The 13,602-nt window shown below is 49.1% G+C and carries 11 protein-coding genes and 1 tRNA gene; 8 read left to right on the top strand and 4 right to left on the bottom strand.

The features are described 5' to 3' along the window. Positions 1 to 160: 160 nt before the first annotated feature. The 4 genes from ACZND6_RS11685 to ACZND6_RS11670 all read right to left on the bottom strand — a co-directional run bounded on the left by ACZND6_RS11685 (position 161) and on the right by ACZND6_RS11670 (position 2,421). Entirely contained in the window at positions 161 to 538 is a 378-nt protein-coding gene (locus tag ACZND6_RS11685; RefSeq protein ID WP_008811752.1) for a cupin domain-containing protein, read from the bottom strand. Positions 539 to 601: 63 nt separating this feature from the next. Beyond that, entirely contained in the window at positions 602 to 1,024 is a 423-nt protein-coding gene (locus ACZND6_RS11680; protein WP_021867288.1) for a MarR family winged helix-turn-helix transcriptional regulator, read from the bottom strand. 168 nt (positions 1,025 to 1,192) lie between these two features. Next, a tRNA-Arg gene (locus ACZND6_RS11675) sits at positions 1,193 to 1,267 on the bottom strand. A 74-nt stretch (positions 1,268 to 1,341) separates the two neighbouring features. Next, positions 1,342 to 2,421 carry a substrate-binding domain-containing protein gene (locus ACZND6_RS11670; protein ID WP_489524711.1) on the bottom strand — a complete coding sequence of 360 codons (1,080 nt, stop codon included), beginning with the start codon at positions 2,419 to 2,421 and terminating at the stop codon, positions 1,342 to 1,344. A 222-nt stretch (positions 2,422 to 2,643) separates the two neighbouring features. Between ACZND6_RS11670 and ACZND6_RS11665 the strand changes: the two genes are divergently transcribed. The 8 genes from ACZND6_RS11665 (at position 2,644) to ACZND6_RS11630 (ending at position 13,447) form a co-directional block, all read left to right on the top strand. Then, on the top strand, positions 2,644 to 3,828 hold the full coding sequence (locus ACZND6_RS11665) for an alpha-hydroxy-acid oxidizing protein (RefSeq protein ID WP_021867287.1): 1,185 nt from the start codon (positions 2,644 to 2,646) through the stop codon (positions 3,826 to 3,828). 5 nt (positions 3,829 to 3,833) lie between these two features. Then, the gene (locus tag ACZND6_RS11660; RefSeq protein ID WP_281537105.1) at positions 3,834 to 4,097 is read left to right on the top strand and encodes a cytochrome c3 family protein; all 264 of its coding nucleotides are present in this window, start codon (positions 3,834 to 3,836) and stop codon (positions 4,095 to 4,097) included. Positions 4,098 to 4,271: 174 nt separating this feature from the next. Then, entirely contained in the window at positions 4,272 to 5,969 is a 1,698-nt protein-coding gene (locus ACZND6_RS11655) for an IS1634 family transposase (protein ID WP_489524710.1), read from the top strand. 770 nt (positions 5,970 to 6,739) lie between these two features. Then, the gene (locus ACZND6_RS11650; RefSeq protein ID WP_008811746.1) at positions 6,740 to 8,875 is read left to right on the top strand and encodes an acetate--CoA ligase family protein; all 2,136 of its coding nucleotides are present in this window, start codon (positions 6,740 to 6,742) and stop codon (positions 8,873 to 8,875) included. 24 nt (positions 8,876 to 8,899) lie between these two features. Beyond that, positions 8,900 to 9,472, top strand: a complete 573-nt coding sequence (locus tag ACZND6_RS11645) for a 2-oxoacid:acceptor oxidoreductase family protein (protein WP_008811745.1) — start codon at positions 8,900 to 8,902, stop codon at positions 9,470 to 9,472. A 12-nt stretch (positions 9,473 to 9,484) separates the two neighbouring features. Further along, the gene (porA, locus tag ACZND6_RS11640) at positions 9,485 to 10,741 is read left to right on the top strand and encodes a 2-ketoisovalerate ferredoxin oxidoreductase subunit alpha (protein ID WP_008863325.1); all 1,257 of its coding nucleotides are present in this window, start codon (positions 9,485 to 9,487) and stop codon (positions 10,739 to 10,741) included. Between the two features lie 3 nt (positions 10,742 to 10,744). Then, positions 10,745 to 11,806, top strand: coding sequence for a thiamine pyrophosphate-dependent enzyme (locus ACZND6_RS11635; RefSeq protein ID WP_008811743.1), 1,062 nt, complete (start codon positions 10,745 to 10,747; stop codon positions 11,804 to 11,806). Between the two features lie 12 nt (positions 11,807 to 11,818). Beyond that, complete coding sequence (locus tag ACZND6_RS11630) at positions 11,819 to 13,447, top strand: NAD(P)-binding protein (protein ID WP_008811742.1); 1,629 nt, start codon at positions 11,819 to 11,821, stop codon at positions 13,445 to 13,447. Positions 13,448 to 13,602 lie beyond the last annotated feature (155 nt).

Raw genomic sequence — 13,602 nt, 5'->3', positions numbered from 1 at the left:
CATCACTGCAGACACCTTGGGGTTCGCTAGTCTTTCCCACTAGCGGGCAGACTCGGGACTTTCACCCTATAGAGAATGCTCATGCCGAGCACACCAAAAATTCCCGCTTCGGTTCTTTATTTCCGAAAGCGGGAACTCTGGTTATGGAGAAGGCTTCAGATTATTTCAACCAAGGGGTTTTTTCTTCGAGGATGATGGCGTCTCCGGCAGTAAATTCCTGCAGGCTTCCGCTCTTTGTCTGAATGCAGATGAATTTGATGCCTTCGTCGTCAGAGGCATGAATAGCGCGATGTCCGTTGGGACGAATCACAAACCAGTCACCTGCTTTGATATCAACGACCTGGCCATCAATATAGAGCTGGCCCTTGCCGCCCAAAACACCGTAGACTTCTTCGTTCTGCTTATGAGCATGGACGAAAGGTACTGCGGCCTTAGCCGGAAGTTCATTAATAGAAATTTCGCATCCGGTCAGACCGAGCAAGTTGTGCAGTTCGACACGCGGAGCGTCTTTTACTTCAACCATCTTAAAATTTTCCATCTCAAACTCCTTGATTAAAATTTAGTTCGTAACCGAACTATTTAGTTAAAAATTAAAGCTTCCTCAAAAATTTGAAGTGAGCTTCCTCATTACTTTTTCGGCAATTTCTAATTCTTCCGGTTCTACTGCTGAAAGGATCCTCGCCGAAAGGTCTTCAGAAATTTTTCCGAAAACCGCCTCAAATGCGACACCCTTTTCAGTAAGTGACACCTTCACTCCTCTCGCGTCAGCCGGGTCCGGTTTTTTGCAAACATAGCCGAGCTTAACGAGCCTATCCACAAGTTCTGAAACGGTGGACTTAGAACGGCGGGTGCGTCCGGCAATTTCCTTTGCACTCAGTTCCCCGGCCTCAAACAGCACATGAAAAATATCTCCATGGGCCATTTTCAATTCAGGGTACCCGTACTTTTTCAGTTCGTCCTGAATAAAGTCTCCGGCTTTCTCGTTTAAAAGCGAGGAAAGATAAACAATCTCAAAATTTTCCATGACGAAATTATAGTTCGGCGACGAACTAAATTCAAAAAGAAGAGCCAGAAAAGATCCCAAATCAGATTTTGTTTTTTATCCAATTCGGAATGAAGACAAATTATTCCAAATAAACAATGAGAAAAATTAAGATTATAGAGGGGTTTGATGATATTGTTATATAGTGAGTGGCGGCTCCAGCAGGAATCGAACCTGCACTTCAGTCTTAGGAGGACCACGTTGTATCCATTCAACTATGGAGCCGACGCACGAAATTCTAATCGAAATTCGGTTTTCATGTCATCGGAAAAGAAAGACTCTCTTTGGAATTCTCAGCCTCATTCTGCCGTGAAAACGTCAGAGACCTTGAAAACTTTTCCGGTACCGGTAAAGTCATACCCTTCAAGCTGTTCCTTATGCTCAGACCAATCATAGCTTCGGAGGAATTGGAGGAAATTCTTTGTTTTTTCTGTCTCTAAAAACTTTGCATCGGCGGCGGCAAGGTAATAAACCTCTTTTGCCAGTGGAATAAAATCCAAGCCGTTTTCCTTCGCCACATTTGCCGTGCAGAGTCCTACGTCCACTTTCCCGGCGGCGATCTGAACCGCTGTAAAGAACTGAGTGTCCGAAATATCGTTATAACCTTCGATTTCTTCAGGTTTTACGGCCAACACATCTAACATTTGATCAAAAAGAATCCGAGTTCCCGTCCCTTCCCTTCGATTGATAAACTTTGCCTTACGGGAAGCAATATCTAATATTGAATAGATTTTCTTCGGATTATTCGGTGCAACGGCAAGCCCCTGCAGTCTGGCGGCGAAGAAAATGAGTCGGTTATTTTCCGTAAGCAAATGACCGAACATCCCAAAAGCTTTACTGTTGCTGCTTGATGACTTGGGAAAATTAAATCCTGCCAGTTCACATTTTCCTTCGCGTAATGCTTCCAGACCTTTCCGGCTGGTCGTGAAGTTCAATTCAATTTCACAGTCGGTTGTTCTTCTTAAAAGATTGAGAGCCGAATCCGCGCAGCCTTCAATCACAATCGGATCCCAGGCAGAGTTAAATGCTTTTCTGAAGGAGTACGAAATACCGGATTGAAGTTCAATAATTTGTTCTTTGTACTTCGCCTCAACTTCTTTATTAGTCCACAAAAGCTGCTCTGCCAGAGGAGAAAGCTCTGCATTCTTTCCGCGGGAACGACTCACTAAAGGCTGGCCGAGTTCCTCTTCCCACTTATTTAATTCATTCCAAATATGTCGGAAGGAATATCCAAGTTCTTCAGCTGCCGCCTTTATCGACCCTGTCCTCTGTATGGCATCTAGAAGACTGATGAGGTCATTTTTGAGTAGAAAAAAATCTTCTGATTTATTTTCAGTTATTTCAAAACTCAACCGAATATTAAATAACCTGGATTTCATATTTTATCTCGCCTTGTTATGCATATATTTTACTTCTGTAAGCTTTATTACTGAAAAGCATCTGCTCAAACATTGGGATAAACCACCCCAATTAAATACTAAAAACACATGATCATACTTAGTATTATTACTGTAAATTTATTTATTTAACATTTAATTATGAACTTTTGTTTATAATTCTTTTTATCTTAGTTGTTTTTAGTTCATACCAAGGAGATCATTATGGAAACAAGAAAAATGTTTTTCTCTCGACGCAATATTCTCAAAGGTTCAGCCGCCTCTCTTGCCGCTGCTGCACTCGGTTCGTCCTCGGCGGCTTTTGCCCAGCAGTCTTCTGCTCCGACCATCCGTCCTTTAACAGGAAAGATGACTTATGAGGAAGTCAGGAATCGTGCGCGCGAAATGATGATTCCGCGCTGCTATGTCTGCCCGGAATGCAACGGACGCGGCCCCTGCATCGGTCAAGTACCTGGCTTTGGAGGCATGGGTGCCTCCCGCGGCTTCCAAGCTAACTACGATTCTTTAGCTGCCGTACAGCTGAACTCACGAGTTGTGCACGGCGTTCATGTTCCGGATACATCTATCGATTTCTTCGGAACAAAAATCTCCATGCCGGTTATTGCTGCACCGACAGGCGGTACGACCTATAACATGGGCGGAAAATTGACTGAAGAAGAGTTTGTTAACGCCATATGCGGCGGCTGCAATAAAGCCGGTACCTTGGGTGCGGTCGCTGACGGCATCGGCGATCCGCTGCCGGTTTATGAAAAACGCCTTCAGACTCTGAAAGAACACGGATACAAGGCAATTGTCGGTTTGAAGCCTAGACTTCAAAAAGACATCATCGAAAGAATGCGTTTGGCAGAAGAAGCCGGAATCATTGCACTTACCATTGACTTAGACAGCGCCGGACGCGCAGCCAGAGCTACCAAAGGCCAGACCGTAGAACCGAAGACTTTTGAACAACTTAAAGAATTAGTCAAAGCCTCTAAGCTTCCTCTTCTCTTCAAAGGCATCATGACTCCGGACGAAGCAGAACTCTGCATTAATGCCGGGGCGGCCGGTATCGTCGTCTCTAATCACGGCGGCAGAACGCTTGCCGACACCCCGGGAACAGCTGCTGTACTCCCTCGCATCGTCGATAAGGTCAACGGACGCTGCTTCGTTATGGTTGACGGAACTTTGGCCCGCGGAACGGATGTTGAAAAATACGTCGCTATCGGTGCAGACTGCACACTAGCGGGTCGTCATTTTGTTCGCGCCGCTCATGGAGGTTTAGCTGACGGTGTCGCCTTGTTTGCAAATAAGATGAAGAATGAACTCGCAGTCGCCATGGTCTTAACAGGAGCCCAGACCGTTAAAGATATCAATCGCTCTATGGTTGTGATTCCTGACTACAAGGCTTGAACACTATGAAAGCACTCTATTTGTCTTTCATCAGCCTTTTGATCTTGTTTAGTTCGGTCGCCTTTTCGGCAACGATCGCTCAAAACCATCAAGTTAAAGGCCTTAACTGCGAAGCCTGTCATACGGCCATGCCGATGGCCGATTACAACAAATGCATTGCGTGCCACGGAGGAAAAGAAAGGCTGGCTGCTTCGAACCCGCAGCACTCAGCATTAAAAACTGCCGACATCCCCTGCTCCGTATGCCATAAAGGACACACTGAGCGGTAATAAATAATCCTCGGTGCGCCCGAGGATTTTTTGCCCTGAACCCCCGAAATCTAGATTTTAAAATTTTCAAAAACTAACGATTCACTCTTGGAACGCAGTCCCACATTGGGTTCTGCGTTTTATTTTTACTCCTTTCATAGATTATAATAATGATATCTATAAAAGAGGCTTACCATGGACCCGATCCGAAACATCATCAAAGTCAGAGTCAATAATCAGGACTATCTCTACCAATACGAAAACGCCTGGGATAAGGAAAAGCAGCGCTCTTACTCGAAACATCGAATAACCGTCGGAAAGCTGGTTGACGGAAAGGTTCAGCTGGGAAGAAAGTTCCTAACCAACAATCCGCAGTACAAAGACATTGAATTCAAATTTGAGGATCACAAGCTCATTGCCACTTCTGATTTGCCGACCGTCAACGACGCCGGTGTAAATGCCGTTCTATCCAAAACGTTCCCGCTAAATGCAGGAGCTTCCTACGTATTGAAGGAGATGGCTCAACAGGACGGTCTGCTCGGGGACTTGAAAGCTGTCTTTCCGAACCACTGGAAAGATCTTCTGGCCCTTGCAATGTTCTTCGTTATTTATCCGGAAAGGAACCTGGCCAATTACGACATCACTGCAGCCCACAGCCAGTTGGGAGGAAATCCTCTGGATTCTCAGGGAATCTCTGAGTTGCTGGAAAGCATTACCGCAGATCAGCGTCAGCAATATATGAAGCGTCGTCTTAACCACAGCTGCGGCGGAGAAAACAACAATTTCTGGGCCTTTGATACCACCTCGATCTCCTCTTACTCGGAAACTTTATCCAAGGTTGCTTACGGCCACAATAAAGAAGATCCGGAAATGCCCATGATAAAAATCGCTCTCCTGATCGATGAAACCAACGGTGAGCCGCTTTACTACAAGGTCCTAAACGGCTCAATTGCAGATGTGTCGCTGCTTAGGAATCTATTTGTCGATTTAGTCCAGCTGAGAGATAAGCAGATCAACTTGGTTTTAGACAGAGGATTTTGTTCGGAACACAACTTCCTCATGATGTTCAGAAATCACGTTGGATTTCTTGCGGACCTGCGTTCTGACCTAGCCATTGCGGCTCAAACAGTGGATCAACTCATGCCGTCGCTTAGACTGGCTCTCCCCGAATACTACTCACCTACGATCGGATGTTACTGCGCGACTAAGCAAATAGATTGGTACAGCGCCACTCGGGCGCATGGAAAGGAACAATATCCTTTCTATATTCACGTCTATTACGACAAACAGAGAGAGGCGAGTGAAATCCTAAACATGACTGAGTTAGTGGAGAGCTTTAAAGCAAGGCTTGAAAAAGGTGAAGTTCCGAACGCACCTTACTTCCGAAAATTCTTCAAAAAGAAAAAGGACAAACAGAAAACAGACAAACCGGACAACGTCAAACCGAAAGATCTTTACGAGTTCGACGTACAATCTTGGGTAACTTTTACTCGGACCTGCGGATGCTTTGTACTTGGATCCGGCGAAGTAAAATCCGCCTCTGAAGCACTCAACATTTACCGCCAGAAAGATACGGTTGAGAAAGCTTTTAATAATTACAAAGACAAGTGCGGAGGACGCAGAATCAGATGCAGGGAATGCGCGCTCGAAGGAAAAATCTTTGTTACTTACTTGTCACTGTGCCTGCGGCTCATGCTTGAAAGAAGACTGGAAAGAGCCGACAACGATCCGTTAAACACTCCGAGAGTTCTGGAAAGACTCAACAGTCTTGTGCTGTATCGGCATGAGACAGACGATAAACCCAAGCTCTATTGGCAGGAGATCCCCAAAGAGGACCGTCTGTTGATGGAACGCTTGAGAATAAAAATTCCCGCTCCGATATTTGTTATCTAGAAGCGGGAATTCAGGTTTTGTTTCATAAAGGGGCTGTGAATGCCCCTTCATCTCAATTAACTGAAGAACTGAGCAGCAAGAAGAATCGCACCGCTTCCGATGATAGACATAACGGAGGACACAGCGATGATCTTTGCTTTATCTTTCTGCTCTCTTTTTCCTTTTTCCATTTTTTAACCCTCCTAAAGAAGTCCGTGCAATATACCCATTAGTTCCATTGAACGCAAGCCACTTTTACACAAAATAACCTCTGTTCAAGATTAAAAATTTTCTTTAAAAAACCGAACGTTACAGAATCCCGCAAGAAAGCGAAAAATAGAAATAATTTCTCGTTTTCGTTCCGACATCCGGAACAGGCAGAAAAATGGATTTGTAACTCGACCCGTCTGCTTCACCACCCGACTTCCGGAACTCCTAACCTTCTGACTACCGGACCTTCTAAACAGAAGCTCTTTGTGCGATTTTTCCTGCCGCAACAACGGTTTTTAGGAAAAAAATTGTTAACGATCGAAATAAGGCGGAAAATCGTTAACTAATTGAATAATTTATATGTTTCGCAATATGCAAATATCAGATAATGAAGTTTTAATATTTTTTCATTTTTATTCAACAGGTTAGTCGACTTTCAGAATTTTTAAAAGTTTATTTCTCATTGAGTGAATAGAGATTGCACAATATGAAAACTTACTGAACCCACGGATTATTTTCAATAAAATGGCAGATACAGTCGAATTTTAGAGACTCTCAAGGATTACTAAGGAAAAGAATTTATGTCATATCTGGATAAAATCATGTGTCCCCGCAGCCTCGCTGTGATCGGCGCATCTAATAAAGAACACACTATCGGCTCCGATATCATGAAGCGGCTCGTTGAGTACGGCTTCACCGGCAAGATTTTCCCGATTAATCCTAAAGACTCCGAAATCCAAGGCATGACGGCCTACCCTTCCGTCTTAGAAGTTCCGGAAGAGATCGATATGGCGGTGATTGTCATCAACGCTAAATATGTGCTCTCTGCTGTGGATCAATGCCACCAGAAAGGAATTAAAGGAATCGTCGTCATCAGCGCAGGTTTCAAAGAAACCGGGGGCGCCGGCGCTGAGCTCGAAGCAAAGCTCGTCAATAAAGTCCGCGAATACGGCATGACCTGCGTCGGCCCGAACTGCCTCGGCGTTGTCAACACAGATCCGAAATTCAGACTCGATGCCTGCTTTGCCGAGTCCCTCCCCGTTCGCGGCGATATCGGTTTCGTCTCTCAGTCCGGTGCTTTGGGCGGCGGTATTCTGAACATCCTGCAGGATTTAAATTTAGGTTTCGCTCAGTTTATTTCCATCGGCAATCAGGCAGACGTCAACGCTGACTCGGCCATTGAGTACTGGGAAAACGTCGACGACGTCAAACAGATTCTTCTCTATATGGAATCTATCGCCGATCCGAAACGCTTCCGCGCGCTGGCTTCCCGCACGACCAAGAAAAAACCAATCATCGCCTTGAAAGCAGGCCGCAGCGCAGCAGGTGCTTCCGCCGCTTCGTCTCACACAGGCTCGTTGGCCGGCGCCGATAAAGCAGCCGATGCATTACTGAAGCAGTCCGGTGTGATCCGCGAGTTTTCTCTGCAGGACCTCTTTAATACAGCAAAAGTGTTCAGCCACTGCCCGATTCCCAATGGCAATCGGGTTGCAATCGTGACCAACTCCGGCGGTCCCGGTATTATGGCCACCGACGCAGTTTGCGAACACGGAATGGAAATAGCTCACCTCTCAGATCAGACTAAAGAAGCCCTACGCTCTTTCCTGCCGGCAGCTGCCTCCGTTAAAAATCCGGTGGACATGATCGCGTCTGCTCCGCTGGAACACTATAAGAAGACATTGGAAACGGTGCTCGCGGACGACGGCGTTGATATGGTCGTTGTCATTTACCTGCCTTTCCTCGGCCTTAAAGATATTGATGTTGCCAAAGCCGTCATGGAAATTCGCGCCGCCCATCCCGACAAACCGATCGTCGGCGTCTTCATGACAAAGAACGAATTCTTTGCGCACCTTTCCGAAACCGAGGTCAACGTTCCGTTCTTCATGTTTGCCGAACAAGCCGTAGAAGGCTTGGCTCGTTTAAATCAGCAGCGTCTCTGGCGCGAACGCACCGACACACCGGCGCCTCGCTACTCCGTTGACACCGAGACCGTCGAAGCCGTCTTCAAACAGGCGGCTGCCGACAATCGCGTGCAGCTGACGACCGGAGAGTCTCTGCAGGTCCTGGCTGCTTACGGAGTCCGAGTGTGCAGAGACGGCGAAGCCAAAGATGCCGATGAAGCCGTCGCTTTAGCCAACAAGATCGGCTATCCGGTTGTGATGAAGCTCAACTCTAAAAAGATCTCTCATAAAACAGACGTCGGCGGCGTCCGTGTCGGCATCAAAGATGCGGATCAGCTTCGCGCCGAGTTTACTGATCTCGTGAATAAACTCACCGAAAAAGGTCTCATGGACGGCTTTGAAGGCGTCATCATCCAGGAAATGGTTAAGAGCGACCGTGAAATGGTCTGCGGATGCGCCAAGGATCCTCAGTACGGTCAGATGATGATGTTCGGTTTAGGCGGCGTGTTTGTCGAAGTTATGAAAGACGTAACCTTCCGCCTCGCTCCCCTCACCGTCGAGGACGCCTCCGACATGATTCATTCCGTAAAAGCCTATAAACTTCTCGCCGGCGCCCGCGGGGCAGTTCCCGCACAGATAAATAAAGTCGAGGAGACATTACTTCGTTTGTCTCAGCTCGTTGAAGATTTTGCTTTCATCGACGAACTCGATATCAACCCGTTAATGATCAGCGGTAAGGACGGTGAACCGATCGCAGTCGACGGAAGAATCAAATTTAATGCGACAGAAGCGCTCGTTGCTTTGTCAATCGCCTAACAATTTATAAAAGGAAGATAACAAGTGTTCCAAATCAGATTACACGGCCGCGGCGGTCAGGGTGTTGTGACTTCAGCAGAAATGCTGTCGCTTGCAGCCTTTACCGAAGGCCACTACGCTCAAGCTTTTCCAAGTTTCGGCAGTGAACGTACCGGAGCACCGGTTGTCGCTTTCGCTCGCGTCAGCGACAAGCCGATTCGTCTTCGTGAACCGATCATGGAACCGGATGCCGTTCTTATTCAGGACCGCACACTGCTCGAAAGCGTAAATGTCTTTTCCGGCTTGACGGAAAATGCCTATGTCCTTCTGAATAGCTCTCAGTCGCCTGAAGAACTCGGTCTGGAAGATTTGGTCAACCGCCTACCTAAGGGACACGTCATTACGCTGCCCGCCACTAAATTCGCGCTCGCCCGCATCGGTCGTCCTCTTCCCGGCGCTGCTATGCTGGCAGGTTTTGCCGCGCTGACCGGCAAACTCAAACTCGAAAGCGTCCAGCAGGCTTTCCAAACTCGCTACAAAGGAAAAGTTGCCCAAGCCAACGCCGACGTTGCGGCAGACGCTTACTCCTTTGTTTTAGAAGCTAAGAATCGTTTATAAAGGATCGCCCCAATGCTCAAACAAATTGAAGGCTCTTTAGGCGTCGCTGAGGCTGTGGCACTTTGCCGCCCCGAAATCATCTGCGCCTACCCGATCTCTCCTCAGACCCATATCGTCGAAAACCTCGGCGCCATGGTCAAAAAAGGAACTCTTGAAGACTGCGAATTCTTGAACGTTGAAAGTGAATTCGCAGCCATGAGCGTGGCAATTGGCGGTTCCGTCGCCGGCGGCCGTGCCTACACCGCTACCGCTTCCCAGGGGCTGCTTTATATGGCTGAAGCGGTTTACAACGCCTCCGGCCTCGGTCTCCCGATCGTTATGACCGTCGCCTCTCGCGCCATCGGTGCCCCGATTAACATTTGGAATGACCACTCCGACTCTATGAGCCAGCGCGACTGCGGCTGGATCCAGCTTTTTGCTGAAGACAACCAGGAAGCGGTCGACCTCCATATTCAGGCTTTCAAGATTGCCGAAGAGCTCTCTCTTCCGGTCATGATCTGTATGGACGGTTTCGTTTTAACGCACGCTTTCGAAAGAATGGACATTCCTTCTCAGGAGCAAGTTGACCAATTCCTTCCTCCGTACGATCCTCGCCAGAGCTTGGATCCGGAACAGCCGGTTTCTATCGGTGCAATGGTCGGTCCCGAAGCGTTTACCGAAGTTCGTTATCTTGCCCACGCCCATCACCTCCAGGCACTCGGCGTGATCGACAGAGTCGCCAAAGAATACGAAGAAATCATCGGCCGCAAGAGCGGCGGTTTGGTTGATCTTTATCGTGCTGAAGATGCCGAAGTCATGGTTGTTGCTTTGGGCTCTGTCATCGGCACGATCAAGGATGTTATTGACGAAATGCGCGAAGACGGCAAGAAAGTCGGCCTTCTCGGAATCAAGTCATACCGCCCCTTCCCGGCTGCCGAAGTCTTTACAGCTCTCGAAGGCGCCAAGACCGCAGTCGTGATTGACCGTTCTCTCCAGGTCGGTATCGGCGGTGTCGTCACCGACGACGTAATCCGTTCGACCCGTAAACTCTCCGACCTCGATATCTGCTGCGTCATCTCCGGACTCGGCGGCCGTGCTATCACTAAGCGCAGCCTGCACAAAGCTTTTGACGCTGCTCTTAAAGGTGAACTTCCCGAACTCACATTCCTGGATCTCGATAAGAAAGTCGTTCAGGACCAGCTGAAGCACGAACAAGAAGAACGCCACTCCGGCCCGATGGCCGAAGCCATTGTTAAGGCCGTTGCCGACCTTCACAAAGGAGATCTCTAAGCCATGAGCGAACATCAGATTAAGTTTTATCAGACCGGTACTTTCACGGTCGGCAACCGTCTTCTGCAGCCCGATCAGAGAAGCGGACAGGCCAACATCGAAAGATACAACTCCTTGAACTCCGGCCACAGAGCCTGTCAGGGCTGCGGCGAAGCCTTGGGCGCCCGCTATGCTGTGGACGCTGCTATGCGCGCGACCGAGGGCCGCTTGATTGCTGCTAACGCCACAGGTTGCCTGGAAGTATTCTCCACACCTTATCCAGAAACCAGCTGGCAGCTTCCCTGGTTTCATTCTCTTTTCGGCAACACGGCCGCTGTCGGTTCCGGTATGGCCGCAGTTGCACGCGTCAAGGCAAAAAAATCCGGCAAACCGCTGGTCCGTGTAATCGCTCAAGGCGGTGACGGCGGTACGACTGATATCGGTTTCGGATGCTTGTCCGGCATGTTCGAAAGAAACGACGACGTGCTTTACATCTGCTACGACAACGAAGGCTATATGAACACAGGTGTTCAGCGCTCGTCCGCTACGCCGCCGGCTGTCCGTACGGCTACCACACAGATTGTCGGCAAGCATCCCGGCAACGCCTTCGGCCAAGGTAAAGACGTACCGCTTATCGCCATGGCTCACGGCATTCCTTACGTTGCCACAGCCACAATTGCCGACTTAAGAGACTTGGAAAGAAAAGTTGCAAAAGCCATGACTTTCCATGGCGCACGCTACATCCACATCTTGGTTCCGTGCCCGCTCGGCTGGGGAGCCAAATCGGCTGACACCGTCAAACTGGCACGCCTCGCTGTTGAGACCGGTCTCTTCCCGGTATTCGAATCCGAATACGGCGAAATCACTAAAGTCACCAAGATTCGCCAGCTCCAGCCGGTTGAAAACTATATGAAACTTCAGAAGCGCTACGCTCACCTCTTCGGACCGAAGGGAGACGCCGATGCGTTTGCTCGTATTCAGGCAATCGCTCAAAGAAATATCAGAAGATTCGGCCTTCTCGGCGAAGAAGAACCTGAAATCATTCCGCCGTCTGTCCAGGCTGACGAACGAGCCGACAAAGTTTAAGGACTTAATCCCATGAAAAAACCTTTTGCTATTACGTTAGATGTCGGTACTTCCTTGGAAAACCGTACCGGCTCTTGGAGAACGCTTCGTCCGACTTACGTCCACAAGCTTCCTCCCTGCAACCATCAGTGTCCCGCCGGCGAAGATATTCAGGGCTGGCTTTTCTACGCCGAAAGCGGCAACTATGAAAAAGCCTGGCGCCATTTAACCAAGCGCAATCCTCTACCTTCCTGCATGGGACGCGTTTGCTATCACACCTGTGAAGGCGCTTGTAACCGCGGTAAGCTGGACGCTTCCGTCGGCATCAACTCTGTCGAACGCTTCCTCGGAGACAACGCCTTAGAAAACGGCTACAAGTTCGTCAAACCCGAACAGAAGACAGGCAAAAAAGTCTTGATCGTAGGCTCCGGCCCTGCAGGCCTTTCTGCTGCCTATCAGCTCGCCCTCAAAGGCCATGAGGTCACAATCAAAGAAGGCAGCCCGGAGGCCGGCGGCATGATGCGCTACGGTATTCCGAAATACCGCCTCCCCCGCCGAGTGCTTGATCAGGAAATTGCAAGAATCCTTGATCTGGGCGTCAAACTCGAACTGAACACAACCGTCAAAGACATCGAAGAAGAAAAGAAGGCTCACTGTTACGATGCAGTCTTTCTCGCAGTCGGTGCCGGCATGGCTAAAAACGCCTACATCCCGGGCGGCGATGCAAAACACATGCTTGACGCTGTTTCCGTTCTCCGCTCCATGGAAGGCGAAGAAGAGCCTCTGCTCGGCCGTAAAGTTGTCGTTTACGGCGGCGGCAATACCGCTATCGACGTCGCTCGTTCTGCCAAGCGTATGGGTGCTGAGCCTCTGATCATCTATCGCCGCACACGCGAAAAGATGCCGGCTCATGACTTCGAAGTTGAAGAAGCCCTCCAGGAAGGCGTTTCCGTGAAATGGCTTTCCACCATTACAGAAGCAGAAAATCCGAAGGAAATCCGCATCGAAAAAATGGAACTCGATGAAAACGGTAATCCTCAGCCGACTGGTGAATTCGAAACCGTCGAGGCCGATACCGTTGTTCTAGCCCTCGGTCAAAACGTCGACCAGAGCCTCATCGATAAGATCCCCGGACTCGACATCGAAAAAGGCGTTGTTAAAGTCGACCGCTTCATGAGAACCGGCGTCCCCGGCATTTACGCCGGCGGCGACATGGTCCCGGGAGACAGAAACGTTACCGTTGCCATCGGCCACGGCTACAAGGCTGCCTACGGCATTGACTGCTACCTAAAGGGCAAAGAACCGGTTGATCATCCTAAGAAGGAAATCGCCACGTTCGAAAGCCTCAACACCTGGTATTACTCGGATGCTCCCAAGACCGTTCGCCCAATGCTCGACCTTGTCCGCCGTCAGAGCACTTTCGATGAAGTTCAGCACGGTTTAACGGAAGAAAACGCCTTGTTTGAAGCTCGCCGCTGCATGTCCTGCGGCAACTGCCTGCAGTGCGACAACTGCTACGGTGTGTGCCCGGACAACGCCGTGATTAAGACCGGTGACGACAACGTCCCCTACATCTTCAATTACGACTACTGCAAGGGCTGCGGCGTCTGCGCCAGCGAATGCCCCTGCGGTGCGATCAAGATGGAACCTGAATCCATCTAATAACGCAGTTTCAAGGTAAACCAAACGGTCGTGTTCCTTCTCGAAACATGACCGTTTTCTATGTGCGCTCGGCATGAGCGAACTCTACAGGGTGAAAGTCCCGAAGTGCGGGCGGTGGCGCCAAGCACATAGCCAAAGGCAAGGTCTGAATCGCG

The sequence above is a fragment of the Parasutterella sp. genome, from assembly GCF_057870745.1.
Note: the sequence above shows the minus strand (reverse complement) of the source record. Positions and strands in the feature narration are given on the sequence as shown.